At 59.0% G+C, this 12,398-nt stretch carries 12 protein-coding genes and 1 pseudogene; 10 read left to right on the forward strand and 3 right to left on the reverse strand.

Annotated elements, in window-relative coordinates; translation table 11 throughout:
• Window positions 1–37: 37 nt before the first annotated feature.
• The 3 genes from AC56LU_RS09520 to AC56LU_RS09530 all read right to left on the reverse strand — a co-directional run bounded on the left by AC56LU_RS09520 (window position 38) and on the right by AC56LU_RS09530 (window position 2,654).
• Window positions 38–580, reverse strand: a complete 543-nt coding sequence (locus AC56LU_RS09520; RefSeq protein ID WP_497175347.1) for a hypothetical protein — start codon at window positions 578–580, stop codon at window positions 38–40.
• Window positions 580–1,569 (reverse strand): HpcH/HpaI aldolase/citrate lyase family protein, encoded by a 990-nt coding sequence (locus AC56LU_RS09525; RefSeq protein ID WP_497175348.1) that lies wholly within the window; start codon window positions 1,567–1,569, stop codon window positions 580–582. The genes AC56LU_RS09520 and AC56LU_RS09525 overlap by 1 nt, the downstream gene beginning before the upstream one ends.
• Before the next feature lie 95 nt (window positions 1,570–1,664).
• A complete protein-coding gene (locus AC56LU_RS09530; RefSeq protein ID WP_497175349.1) occupies window positions 1,665–2,654 on the reverse strand; it encodes a malate dehydrogenase in 990 nt (329 codons plus the stop codon).
• 259 nt (window positions 2,655–2,913) lie between these two features.
• On the opposite strand from AC56LU_RS09530, the gene AC56LU_RS09535 reads away from it, so the two are divergent.
• The 10 genes and pseudogenes from AC56LU_RS09535 to AC56LU_RS09580 form a co-directional block, all read left to right on the forward strand.
• Window positions 2,914–3,678 carry a GntR family transcriptional regulator gene (locus AC56LU_RS09535; RefSeq protein ID WP_497175350.1) on the forward strand — a complete coding sequence of 255 codons (765 nt, stop codon included), beginning with the start codon at window positions 2,914–2,916 and terminating at the stop codon, window positions 3,676–3,678.
• A 256-nt stretch (window positions 3,679–3,934) separates the two neighbouring features.
• The gene (gene sdhC / locus AC56LU_RS09540) at window positions 3,935–4,348 is read left to right on the forward strand and encodes a succinate dehydrogenase, cytochrome b556 subunit (protein ID WP_497175446.1); all 414 of its coding nucleotides are present in this window, start codon (window positions 3,935–3,937) and stop codon (window positions 4,346–4,348) included.
• Window positions 4,349–4,350: 2 nt separating this feature from the next.
• On the forward strand, window positions 4,351–4,719 hold the full coding sequence (sdhD, locus tag AC56LU_RS09545) for a succinate dehydrogenase, hydrophobic membrane anchor protein (protein ID WP_497175351.1): 369 nt from the start codon (window positions 4,351–4,353) through the stop codon (window positions 4,717–4,719).
• 2 nt (window positions 4,720–4,721) lie between these two features.
• Complete coding sequence (gene sdhA, locus AC56LU_RS09550) at window positions 4,722–6,500, forward strand: succinate dehydrogenase flavoprotein subunit (RefSeq protein WP_497175352.1); 1,779 nt, start codon at window positions 4,722–4,724, stop codon at window positions 6,498–6,500.
• 52 nt (window positions 6,501–6,552) lie between these two features.
• Window positions 6,553–7,263: a succinate dehydrogenase iron-sulfur subunit gene (locus AC56LU_RS09555; protein ID WP_159703315.1), complete on the forward strand. Its 711-nt coding sequence runs from the start codon at window positions 6,553–6,555 to the stop codon at window positions 7,261–7,263.
• Between the two features lie 207 nt (window positions 7,264–7,470).
• Complete coding sequence (locus AC56LU_RS09560) at window positions 7,471–7,761, forward strand: FAD assembly factor SdhE (RefSeq protein WP_497175353.1); 291 nt, start codon at window positions 7,471–7,473, stop codon at window positions 7,759–7,761.
• Between the two features lie 56 nt (window positions 7,762–7,817).
• Window positions 7,818–9,119 (forward strand): citrate synthase, encoded by a 1,302-nt coding sequence (gltA, locus tag AC56LU_RS09565; RefSeq protein ID WP_497175354.1) that lies wholly within the window; start codon window positions 7,818–7,820, stop codon window positions 9,117–9,119.
• 159 nt (window positions 9,120–9,278) lie between these two features.
• Window positions 9,279–10,307, forward strand: coding sequence for an SIR2 family protein (locus AC56LU_RS09570; RefSeq protein WP_497175355.1), 1,029 nt, complete (start codon window positions 9,279–9,281; stop codon window positions 10,305–10,307).
• A 7-nt stretch (window positions 10,308–10,314) separates the two neighbouring features.
• The gene (locus AC56LU_RS09575) at window positions 10,315–12,060 is read left to right on the forward strand and encodes an ATP-binding protein (RefSeq protein ID WP_497175356.1); all 1,746 of its coding nucleotides are present in this window, start codon (window positions 10,315–10,317) and stop codon (window positions 12,058–12,060) included.
• Between the two features lie 123 nt (window positions 12,061–12,183).
• A pseudogene (locus tag AC56LU_RS09580) lies at window positions 12,184–12,375 on the forward strand (citrate/2-methylcitrate synthase); the annotation flags it as partial.
• Window positions 12,376–12,398 lie beyond the last annotated feature (23 nt).

Raw genomic sequence — 12,398 nt, forward strand, 5'->3', positions numbered from 1 at the left:
AAAAAAACAGGTGGCGAACCGGGGCTTGCGCCGCGGATCAGGTTTTCTTTTCTTCAGGCAGTGCCGCGACGACCGGCTCCACCTGCTGGGCGTTCTTGCATTCGTTGGCCAGCTGGCGGTTCAGCTTGGAATCCAGCAGGATGCCCTTGGCCGGGATGCCGATCCAGATCAGCCCCCAGTGCGGGTTCTCGAAGCGCTGGGCGCCGGTGGTGGTGCCGACACGGGTCAGGCGGTGCAGGCGCTTTTTCCAGCGCAGCGCGATATGGCCGTCTGCGCCTTCGTTCTTGTAGATCGTGATCTTGTTGCCGAGTTCGCAATCGAATTCGGTGACCACCGTGTCGGTGATATCCGGCTCGTCGACGACCTCGGCGCCGTAGACCGGCGCAACGACAGCCGCGGCGGCGGCGGCCTTCTTTGCCTTGGAGGCCGGCCTGGCCTTCGCCTTGGCCTTCGCCTTGGCTTTCAGGACCGCTTCGGCCTTCGGGTGTTTTTCAGGGGCGGCGGCTGCGTTGGTGCAGATGCCTGCGGCTGCGAACGCAAATGCGCCGGCAGCAAGAATGCGGGAGAGGAGGGTGGCCATCAGTTGGAATCCGTGTAGTTGACGATCGCGGCAGCGGCTTCCGGCAGCGCCAGGCCAGCCAGTTTTGCGCGCTGCAATACGGTCCAATAATATCGGTAGCTCGCGCGGTCGTGCAAGCGGCCGTGCTGCGCGATCGGGCCCCACCCGGCGTTCATCGCCTCGGTGAGGATGTTGGTGGCTTCGTTGACTTCCGAAAGGCGCGGCGTGAAGGCCTTCAGGATCGGCTTGATCTGGTCCGGGTGGATGCTCCACATGCGGGTGAAACCGAATTCGGCGCCGGCGCGCTGGGCGTCGTTGGCGACCACCGCGCTGTCCTTGATGTCGGTGGTGACATTGTGCGATGCGACCTTGCCGTGCGCGTGGCAGGCCGCCACCATTTCGAGCTTCGCGCGCACCACCAGCGGGTGCGTGAACTGGCCAGGGGTGCGCATGGCGCTGGCCGGCACCGCGCCATAATGTGCCGATACAAAGTCCATGATGCCGAACGACAGGCACTCGACCTGGGGCAGGGCGGCAATGTCGTAGGCCGCGCGCAGGGCGCCGTGGGTTTCGACCAGCACGTGCACCGGCAAGTCCGTACGGCCGGCTTTCGCGGCATGCTGGTTGATCAGGTCGATCGCGCGGATGGTCTCGTCGACGCTCTCGACTTTCGGCAGCACCACGTAGGCCAGGCGGCTTGCCGTGGCGCCGACGATCGCGGCGACGTCGCCCGCGAAGTGTGGACTGCCCGTATCGTGCAGGCGCACGCCGATGCGGTTGAAGCGGTTGTCCTCGCTATTGATCAACCCGGTGACCAGCAGCGCATGTTCGGCCTCGCTGCCGGCGGCGGCGCCGTCCTCGCAGTCGAAGGTGATGTCGAACAGGGGGCCAAGCTCTTGTTGCAGGGCCATCGATTTGCGCATCAGCTTTTCCGAACCGGCGTAGTGATCGCAGGCGGGAAGGAGGAGCGGCTGGCGTTTGCCCTGGAATAAAACCTCGGAAGGATGCATGGTATGTCTTGAAACGAATCGGCCATGCCGTCAGTCGATCACGGCATGGCGCGGTTAGCGCGGCCCGCGGAATGCGGACCGCGCCGGGATGATACTCAGGCCAGCAGGTGAGCGACGCCGGCCTTCTCTTCTTCGAGCTCTTTCAGCGTGAGGTTGATGCGCTCGCGCGAGAACTCGTCGATTTCCAGGCCTTGCACGATGGTGTACTCGCCGTTCTCGGTGGTGACCGGGAAGCCGAACATGGTGCCTTCCGGGATGCCGTACGAACCGTCCGACGGGATGCCCATGGTGGTCCACTTGCCGCCCGTGCCCAGCACCCAGTCACGCACGTGGTCGATCGCCGCGTTGGCCGCCGATGCCGCCGACGAAGCACCGCGTGCCTCGATGATGGCGGCGCCGCGCTTGCCGACGGTCGGCAGGAAGGTGTCGCGGTTCCAGACGTCGTCGTTGATCGCTTCTTTCACCGACTGGCCGTCGATGGTGGCGAAGCGGTAGTCGGCGTACATGGTCGGCGAGTGGTTGCCCCACACGGCCATCTTTTCGATGTCGCCCACTGCCTTGCCCAGCTTGGTCGCAACCTGCGACAGGGCGCGGTTGTGGTCCAGGCGCAGCATGGCGGTGAAGTTCTTGCTAGGGAGGTTCGGGGCCGACTTCATGGCGATGTAGGCGTTGGTGTTGGCCGGGTTGCCGACCACCAGCACCTTGACGTTGCGCGAAGCGACGGCGTCGAGCGCCTTGCCCTGCACGGTGAAGATCTGGGCGTTGGCTTCCAGCAGGTCCTTGCGTTCCATGCCAGGGCCGCGCGGACGCGCGCCGACCAGCAGGGCCACGTCGGCATCCTTGAAGGCGGTCATCGGGTCGGCGTGGGCGGTCATGCCGGCCAGCAGCGGGAATGCGCAGTCGTCGATTTCCATCATGACGCCCTTGAGCGCCTTCTGTGCCTTCTCGTTGTCGATCTCGAGCAGCTGCAGGATGACCGGCTGGTCCTTGCCGAGCATGTCGCCGTTGGCGATGCGGAACAGCAGGGAATAGCCGATCTGGCCGGCCGCGCCGGTAACGGCGACGCGCATTGGGGTTTTAGCCATGATGAATCTCCAAAGTGGGAATGAAAACAGTCGAGCCGAGGTGCGTGCGATTCGGGAAAGCTGCAATGATACCAAAAGCGCACCCTGTCAATTGGATATCGCGCGCGTAGCGGGAGCAGGCGCGGAGGTCCAAGCCGACCGCGAGTTTATGCCCCGACTGTTCTATCTGTCAATTCATATCATATGTCTTATATAAGACACATGTCTGAGCAGTCATATACTAGACGACCATGCCCGTTTTGTGGTGAAATCGCGGTCTATGAATCCCCTCCAGTCCAACAGCAGCGATGCACCAGGCAGTGACGCATCGCCGTCGTTCCGCCCGCTGTACCAGCAGATCAAGGCCCTGATTACGCAAAGCTTGCAGTCGGGCGAGTGGAAGCCGGGCGAGCTGATGCCCAGCGAAGTCGAGCTGGCGGGACGGTTCAAGGTCAGCCAGGGCACGGTACGCAAGGCCATCGACGAGCTGGCGGCCGAGAACCTGGTGGTGCGCCGGCAAGGCAAGGGGACCTTCGTCGCCACCCATGCCGAGGAGCGCGCCCACTTCCGCTTCCTGCGCCTGAATCCCGACGAGGGCATTCCCCACCATCCGGAAAACCGCTTCATCGCCGTGCTGCGCATCCGCGCCACCGCGGAAGTGGCGCGCCTGCTCGAACTCAAATCGGGCGACGCCGTGGTCTACATCAAGCGCGTGCAGTCCTTCGACGGCGTGCCGACCATCCTGGAAGAGCTGTGGCTGCCGGGGCAGTTGTTCAAGGGCCTGACGGCCGAGCGGCTGGTGGAATACAAGGGGCCGATGTACGGGCTGTTCGAGTCCGAATTCGGCACCCGCATGATCCGCGCGACCGAGAAGATCCGCGCCGTGGCGGCCGATGCCGTGGCCGCCGAGCACCTCAAGGTGCCGGAAGGTACGCCGCTGCTGTGCGCGGACCGGGTGTCGTTCAGTTATGGCGACAAGCCGGTCGAGTTGCGCCGCGGCATCTATTCGACCGCCCGCCATCACTACCAGAACGAATTGTCGTAACGATGAAAGACACGGCGCCGGCATGCCGGCGTCATCTGCGGCGGGCCCGACCGGTCCACAGCAGGGATCGCATGAAGCGATTAAAATAAGTTGGTTTTGAGTAAGCGGCGAACAGTGCCCGGTTCGGCGCAGGGTTGTTCAGGTATCTGCATGCGATCTGCATGCAGAAGCTTGGTGCCCCGTCACAAAATCGGCGAAAATGAAGGGTTCATTAAAAAACTGTCGTCATAGAGGGAGGTGTTTCATGTCCGAAGCCGTGAGAGAAGCTGCAAAAAAAGGGCGGCCGGAGTTCCGCAACGTTGGTATTGGCGATATTACAAGTAAATATCGCATGCCGCCATCGGCCATCGTGTCGATCCTGCACCGCGTCAGCGGCGCTGGCCTGTTCCTGTTCCTGCCGTTCCTGCTGTACCTGCTGCAGGAAAGCCTGCTGTCGGAAATCTCGTTCGAGCATTTCCGCGGTGTCGTTGGCAACCCGTTTGCCAAGATCATCCTGGTCGGCCTGTCGTGGGCTTACCTGCACCACTTCGTGGCCGGCGTGCGCCACCTGTTCATGGATAACCACCTGGCCTTGGACAAGGATGCTGCGCAGAAGACCGCACGCTGGGTGCTGGTCATCAGCCTGGTGCTGACCGCGCTGGTCGCCCTGAAACTGTTCGGAGTGTTTTAATCATGGCAAACAAGAATAACATCGGACCGCGCCGCCTCGTCGTCGGCGCCCACTACGGCGTCAAGGACTGGCTGGCGCAGCGCGTCACCGCGATCGTCATGGCCGTCTTCACCGTCGTGCTGCTGGTCTCCTTCCTGACCGGCCAGAATTTCACCTACGAAGGCTGGGCCGGCATGTTCTCGCGCCAGTGGTTCAAGCTGTTCGCGCTGGTGACTTTCCTGGGCCTGTTCTACCACGCCTGGGTCGGCATCCGTGACATCTGGATGGACTATGTCAAGAACGCAGGCGTCCGCCTGATCCTGATGCTGGCGACGATCTTCTGGCTGGTCGCCTGCGCCGCCTGGACCGTGCAAATTCTCTGGAGTGTGTAATCGTGGCAGCAATCAAAACTGCAATCCCTACCCGCCGCTTTGACGCGGTCATCGTTGGCGCCGGCGGTTCCGGCATGCGTGCATCGCTGCAACTGGCCGAAGCCGGCCTGAACGTCGCGGTGCTGTCGAAAGTGTTCCCGACCCGTTCGCACACCGTGGCTGCCCAGGGCGGCATCGGTGCTTCGCTGGGCAACATGAGCGAAGACGACTGGTACTGGCACATGTTCGACACCGTCAAGGGTGGCGATTACCTGGGCGACCAGGATGCGATCGAATTCATGTGCCGCGAAGCCCCGAAGGTCGTGTACGAGCTCGAGCACTTCGGCATGCCGTTCGACCGCAACCCTGACGGCACCATCTACCAGCGTCCGTTCGGCGGCCACACCGCGAACTTCGGCGAGAAGCCGGTCCAGCGCGCCTGCGCCGCGGCCGACCGTACCGGCCACGCGCTGCTGCACACCCTGTACCAGCGTAATGTCCGCGCCCGCACCCACTTCTTCGTCGAGTGGATGGCCCTGGACGTCATCCGCGACGCCGATGGCGACGTGGTCGGCGTGCTGGCCCTGGAAATGGAAACCGGCGACGTGATGATCCTGGAAGCGAAGACCACCATCTTCGCCACCGGCGGCGCAGGCCGCATCTTCGCCGCATCGACCAACGCCTTCATCAACACCGGCGACGGCATGGGCATGGCGGCGCGCGCCGGCCTGCCGCTGCAAGACATGGAGTTCTGGCAGTTCCACCCGACCGGCGTGGCCGGCGCGGGCGTCCTCATCACCGAGGGCGTGCGCGGCGAGGGCGGCATCCTGATCAACTCGAACGGCGAACGCTTCATGGAGCGCTACGCGCCGACCCTGAAAGACCTGGCGCCGCGCGACTTCGTCTCGCGCTCGATGGACCAGGAAATCAAGGAAGGCCGCGGCTGCGGTCCGAACAAGGACCACGTGCTGCTGGACCTGCGCCACATCGGCAAGGACACCATCGAGAAGCGCCTGCCGTCGATCCTGGAAATCGGCCACAAGTTCGCCAACGTCGACGCCACCAAGGAACCGATCCCGGTGGTCCCGACCATCCACTACCAGATGGGCGGCATCCCGACCAACATCCACGGCCAGGTCGTCGCACCTGACGGCATGGGCGGACAGAAGATCGTCAATGGCCTGTACGCGATCGGCGAATGCGCCTGCGTCTCGGTCCACGGCGCCAACCGCCTCGGCACCAACTCGCTGCTCGACCTGGTGGTGTTCGGCCGCGCGGCCGGCAACCACGTGGTGGCCTCGAACCTGAAGCAGAAGGTCAACAAGCCGCTGCCGAAGGACGCCGCCGACTTCGGCATGGACCGCCTAAACCGCCTCGAGACCTCGACCGGCAGCGAAAAGGTGCAGGGCGTCGCCAACGACATCCGCGCCACGATGCAGAAGTACTGCGGCGTGTTCCGTACCCAGGAACTGCTGGAGACGGGCGTCAAGGAAATCATGAAGCTGGACGAGCGCCGCAAGCATGTCTCGTTCAAGGACAAGTCGAAGGTGTTCAACACCGCCCGCGTGGAAGCGCTCGAACTCGACAACCTGATCGAGACCGCCAAGGCGACCATCGTGTCGGCCGCCGCGCGTCCGGAATCGCGCGGCGCCCACGCCCACAGCGACTACCCGAACCGCGACGACGCCAACTGGATGAAGCACACGCTGTGGTTCTCGGAGAACAACCGCCTGGAATACAAGGCCGTCGTCACCAAGCCGCTGACCGTCGACACCTTCAAGCCGAAGGCCCGTACTTTCTAATATTTTCCCGGGCCGGGAGTGCGCTCCCGGCTTGACCAGAACAGGTAAAAACATGGCACGCACCGTCCAACTGAAGATCTACCGCTACGATCCTGACAAGGATGCCAAGCCTTACATGCAAGACGTCACCGTCGAGCTGCAAGACACCGACAAGATGCTGCTCGACGCCCTCCAGCGCATCAAGTCGGACGTCGACGATTCGCTGGCCCTGCGCCGCTCCTGCCGCGAAGGCGTGTGCGGTTCGGACGCAATGAACATCAACGGCAAGAACGGCCTGGCCTGCACCACCAACCTGAACGAGCTGACCCAGCCGATCGTGCTGCGTCCGCTGCCGGGCCTGCCGGTGGTGCGCGACCTGATCGTCGACATGACCAACTTCTTCAAGCAGTACCACTCGATCAAGCCGTTCCTGATCAACGACTCGATCAAGCCGGAGAAGGAACGCCTGCAGTCGCCGGAAGAGCGCGAAGAGCTCGACGGCCTGTACGAGTGCATCCTGTGCGCCTGCTGCTCGACCTCGTGCCCGTCGTTCTGGTGGAACCCGGACAAGTTCGTCGGTCCGGCCGGCCTGCTGCAGGCCTACCGCTTCATCGCCGACTCGCGCGACGAAGCCACCAACGAGCGCCTGGACAACCTGGAAGACCCGTACCGCCTGTTCCGCTGCCACTCGATCATGAATTGCACGGACGTGTGCCCGAAGGGCCTGAATCCGAACAAGGCGATCGGCAAAATCAAGGAACTGCTGGTTCGTCGCGCGATTTAAGGCGCGTCACGACGCGCTCACGTGCGTACCGCGTGGGCGGGAGACCCGCCCACCCTACAAAGGCCACAATCCCGTAGGGTGGGCAGGTCTCCTGCCCACGCGTTCAAGCGGCAGAAGCATCGCCGCATAAATTGCGACATCTGCATATAAAGCTGCCGCAAATACAGTAAAAGTACCGTACTGCCTATTCCCGGCCTACGGAGTATGATGTTGACCCAACAACGGACTCTAGTGAAAACGCATCAATCCGACCCCGCGAACCGCGCCCGCCTGCGCTGGCGCTCCCGCCGCGGTCTGCTCGAGAACGATTTGATCCTCACGCGCTTCCTGGATGCGCATGAAGAAGAATTGAGCGACGAGGACGTCGATGCGCTGACCCGCTTGCTCGACCTGGCGGACAACCCGCTGATGGACCTGCTGCTGGGCCGTGCCGAGCCTGAAGGCGAGGTCGACCAGCCGCACGTGCGCGCCTTGCTGGCGCGCCTGCGCCAGGCCTAATCAGCCCCAAGTTTTCGTTAATTGTTTTTAGATCCACTCCCAAAGAAGGAAGTGCCATGAATATCTCTGATACCAAAGCCACCCTGTCGTTCTCCGACGGCAGCCCGTCGGTCGACATGCCGATCTACAAGGGCACCATCGGCCCGGACGTCATCGACATCCGCAAGCTGTACGGCCAGACCGGCAAGTTCACCTATGACCCAGGTTTCATGTCGACTGCGGCGTGCAACTCGAGCATCACCTACATCGACGGTGACAAGGGCGAACTGCTGTACCGTGGCTACCCGATCGAGCAACTGGCCGAGAACTGCGACTTCCTGGAAACCTGCTACCTGCTGCTGAACGGCGAACTGCCGAACGCTGAAGAAAAGGCGAAGTTCGACGACACCGTGACCAAGCACACGATGATCCACGAGCAGATGAACTTCTTCTTCCGCGGCTTCCGCCGCGATGCGCACCCGATGTCGGTCCTGGTCGGCACCGTCGGCGCGCTGGCCTCGTTCTACCACGACTCGCTCGACATCAACGACGCCAAGCAGCGCGAGATTTCGGCGATTCGCCTGATCGCCAAGCTGCCGACCCTGGTCGCGATGGCCTACAAGTACTCGGTCGGCCAGCCGTTCATGTACCCACGCAACGACCTGTCGTACAGCGCCAACTTCATGCACATGATGTTCGCCAACCCGTGCGAAGAGTACAAGGTCAACGACGTGCTGGTGCGCGCCCTCGACCGCATCCTGATCCTGCACGCCGACCACGAGCAGAACGCCTCGACCTCGACCGTCCGCCTGGCCGGTTCGTCGGGCGCCAACCCGTTCGCCTGTATCGCAGCCGGCATCGCCTGCCTGTGGGGCCCGGCACACGGCGGCGCCAACGAAGCCGCACTGACCATGCTGAAGGAAATCGGCTCGGTCGACAACATCCCGGCCTTCATCGAGAAGGTCAAGGACAAGAACTCGGGCGTGAAGCTGATGGGCTTCGGTCACCGCGTGTACAAGAACTTCGACCCGCGCGCCAAGCTGATGCGCGAAACCTGCCACGAAGTGCTGAACGAACTGGGCCTGCAGGAAGACCCGCTGTTCAAGCTGGCGATGGAACTGGAACGCATCGCGCTGGAAGACGAATACTTCGTGTCGCGCAAGCTGTACCCGAACGTCGACTTCTACTCGGGCATCGTGCAGTCGGCCCTGGGCATCCCGGTCTCGCTGTTCACCGGTATCTTCGCGATGGCCCGTACCATCGGCTGGATCGCCCAGTGGAACGAGATGATCGCCGATCCGGAACAGAAGATCGGCCGTCCGCGCCAGCTGTTCGTGGGTTCGCCGGTGCGTGATGTGCCGGCTATCGACAAGCGTTAATCTTTAACGCGGCGTTATCAAGAAAGCGGACTTCGGTCCGCTTTTTATTTGCCTATCATTTCTAATAGGTAGAAGGTTAGTAAAAAAATGATTGGACGGGTTGGTTCCTATTGGCAACAGGAGTAGAATATAACTTGCCAAACACTCATCAAGCTTCATATGGACGTCCTTAAAGTTGTCAGAACGCTGGCCCAGGATTGTATTCGTCAAACTCCAGTTATCGTGTTAGGTAGTGGTGCCTCAGCCGGGTACGGCATTCCTGGCATGTGGCATCTCGGAGAACATCTTAGTAAATCGCTGCCACCAGCGGACTCAGTGCCTGCAGACTTAAAAGGATGGCAAGAGTTCCTCGAGTTTTTGCCAAATTCCGATCTCGAGCGTGCGTTGACCGAAATTAGCCTATCACAGCGTATGACAACTCACGTTGTGAATACAACCTGGGCATATTTGAACAAGGCTGACCTATCGATCTTCCAAAAAATATGCGCAGACCGGCATCATCTTGCGCTTACTAAACTCTTCACGCATCTATTTCGTAGCACTAATCGCGAGATCCAAGTAGTAACTCCAAATTATGATCGCTTAGCGGAATATGCAGCTGAAGCTGGCGGATTCATGGCGTATACAGGCTTTTCATACGGTCTAATTGGTAGGCGTTCGACTTCCCCCCACCCACGAGTTATCCACGGAAAAACACCTGCTCGTACCGTAAATGTATGGAAAGTTCACGGTTCTTTCGGGTGGTTTGGTGATGCGATAGGTGAGCTCGTGAGCTTGCCTCCTACCACGGAGATTCCACTAGGCCTCGAGCCTATGATTATCACTCCAGGTATCGAAAAATACCGCCGAACGCATGATGAGCCATTTCGAACGATCATGCATCAAGCCGATCAAGCGATTAGTTCGGCCTCCGCTTTTCTCTGTGTCGGCTACGGGTTCAATGACCAGCACCTTCAAACATTGCTCGTTCAGCGTTGTCACTCGTCGACCGCACCGCTTGTTCTAATCACTAAACAGATCAGCCCTACAGCACGAGATTTCTTGAAGAGTGGAAGATGTCAAAGGTATTTGGCATTAGAAGAAAATGAAACTTCTACAAGAGTATACTGCAACGAAGCTCCTGATGGCATCGATATGCCGGACACAGCGGCTTGGCGTCTTGAGAATTTCCTTAATTTAGCTATGTAGAGGTCATATGAGTATTTTTTCTTACAATGACGGTGAGGCGCTGGGCCGAGTTCGATCAGTTGATACCGCGACTGTCTTAGTTGCCGTGGACGATGTAGAGCGACTGAGGAAACTGCAGGTAAACCGTTTAGCTGTGCTGCAGAGTAGCCGTCCAGGACAACATCTGGTTGGAATAATACAGAAAATTACTCGAACTGCTGTTGAGGGAGCCCATTCCATTGACGACGTCGAGGGAGTGGAAGAGCGCGATGAGATTAATGTAGTGCGAATTGTTTTAATTGGTACCTTTGCTGACAAAATTGGTGACAAGGAAAACTGCTTTTTAAGAACACTCGAGACAGTGCCGGAAATCGATGCGAATTGTTTCGCATTGGAGGGCGACCGGCTGACCCGATTTATGCGGGTGATTGCAGCAATTGGCTCAGATTCACAAAAGCTTTCGTTAGGGCATTACACCTTAGACGAAAAAGCCGAGGCTTATATTAATGGCAACAAATTCTTTCAGCGTCACGCAATTATAGTTGGGAGTACTGGCTCAGGAAAATCTTGGACTACTGCACGAATTCTTGAGCAGGTTGCCGAGCTCAAAAATGCTAACGCAATCGTCTTCGACGTACATGGTGAGTATTCTCCCCTCGTCGGAGATGGCATAAAGCATTATCGGATAGCCGGACCGGGTGATATCGATGCCGGGCGAGGCTTGAACGAAGGAATAATTTTCTTGCCTTATTGGTTGCTGAGTTACGAGGCTATGACGGCAATGTTCGTAGACCGTTCTGATCAGAATGCACCGAACCAAACGATGATGATGTCCAGGGCTGTAGTAAATGCAAAGCGGAAGTATTTGGCAGAACAAAGTGAGCAGGAAATTCTAGATAATTTTACTATCGACAGTCCAATTCCATTTAGTTTGGACGAGGTTATGGATGAGTTGAATGGCATCAATACTGAAATGGTCGCGGGAGCTCGCGGCGAAAAACAGGGTGATTTTCATGGTAAGCTCAGCCGCTTAATCCAGCGTTTCGAGAATAAGCGTACCGATCGCCGCTTGGGATTTTTATTTCAAGGAGGCGCAGAGACGGCAGAGTTCAGTTGGCTTGAAAAGATGGTCGTGGCTCTGCTGGCTGGATGTAAAGATCAGGCCGATGAAAAGGGCGGCGTCAAAATAATTGATTTTTCTGAGGTTCCCACCGACATTTTGCCAGCGATTGTAAGCTTAGTGGCTAAGATCGCATTTTCTGTGCAGCAATGGTGTCACCCTGGTTACCGTCACCCAATTGCTTTGTTTTGTGATGAGGCCCATCTTTATATTCCGGAAAGAAATCAAGCTGGAGGAACTGGAGAGATAGCAGTTGAAATTTTTGAAAGAATCGCAAAGGAAGGTAGAAAATATGGCGTCGGATTAGTCGTAATTAGCCAGCGTCCATCGGAAGTAAATCGAACGGTATTGAGCCAATGTAATAACTTAGTGGCAATGCGGTTAACAAATGGTGATGACCAGTCTGTTGTGCGGCGACTGTTGCCAGATTCACTCGGCGGATTTGGCGACTTATTGCCAGTGTTAGACACAGGAGAGGCATTGGTCGTTGGGGATTCGAGTTTGCTACCTACTCGCGTCCGAGTGACTCAACCGAACCAACGGCCCAATAGTGGTACTGTTGAGTTCTGGGAACGGTGGGGAGGGGATTCTGCGTTAGGGGGGCATGCCGCTGCTGTAGCCGGATGGCGTAAGCAAACCATGCAGACGCCTTAGTAGACCTATCCTGTTACGGATAAAGGGTCGCAACTAGATGTAAGTTGACAGTGAAACTGAATTGTACCAAGTGCGCAGTAAATACTTGGTATAGCGTAAGGTGTGCTCGGCCATCGACTTAACTCGGGCATCGTGCAATCGGCCCTGGGCATCCCGGTCTCGCTGTTCACCGGTATCTTCGCGATGGCCCGTACCATCGGCTGGATCGCCCAGTGGAACGAGATGATCGCCGATCCGGAACAGAAGATCGGCCGTCAGTGCCAGCTGTTCGTTGGCTCGCCGGTGCGTGATGTGCCGTCGATCGACAAGCGTTAATCTTTAACGCGGCGTTATCAAGA

The organism is Telluria sp. PB2R4 (assembly GCF_059685695.1).

What these genes read in the sequence shown, in the direction of transcription:
- AC56LU_RS09520 (WP_497175347.1), bottom strand. Translation starts at nt 580, where the DNA reads ATGGCCACCCTCCTCTCCCGCATTCTTGCTGCCGGCGCATTTGCGTTC.
- AC56LU_RS09525 (WP_497175348.1), bottom strand. Translation starts at nt 1,569, where the DNA reads ATGCATCCTTCCGAGGTTTTATTCCAGGGCAAACGCCAGCCGCTCCTC.
- AC56LU_RS09530 (WP_497175349.1), bottom strand. Translation starts at nt 2,654, where the DNA reads ATGGCTAAAACCCCAATGCGCGTCGCCGTTACCGGCGCGGCCGGCCAG.
- AC56LU_RS09535 (WP_497175350.1), top strand. Translation starts at nt 2,914, where the DNA reads ATGAATCCCCTCCAGTCCAACAGCAGCGATGCACCAGGCAGTGACGCA.
- sdhD (WP_497175351.1), top strand. Translation starts at nt 4,351, where the DNA reads ATGGCAAACAAGAATAACATCGGACCGCGCCGCCTCGTCGTCGGCGCC.
- AC56LU_RS09555 (WP_159703315.1), top strand. Translation starts at nt 6,553, where the DNA reads ATGGCACGCACCGTCCAACTGAAGATCTACCGCTACGATCCTGACAAG.
- AC56LU_RS09560 (WP_497175353.1), top strand. Translation starts at nt 7,471, where the DNA reads ATGTTGACCCAACAACGGACTCTAGTGAAAACGCATCAATCCGACCCC.
- gltA (WP_497175354.1), top strand. Translation starts at nt 7,818, where the DNA reads ATGAATATCTCTGATACCAAAGCCACCCTGTCGTTCTCCGACGGCAGC.
- AC56LU_RS09570 (WP_497175355.1), top strand. Translation starts at nt 9,279, where the DNA reads ATGGACGTCCTTAAAGTTGTCAGAACGCTGGCCCAGGATTGTATTCGT.
- AC56LU_RS09575 (WP_497175356.1), top strand. Translation starts at nt 10,315, where the DNA reads ATGAGTATTTTTTCTTACAATGACGGTGAGGCGCTGGGCCGAGTTCGA.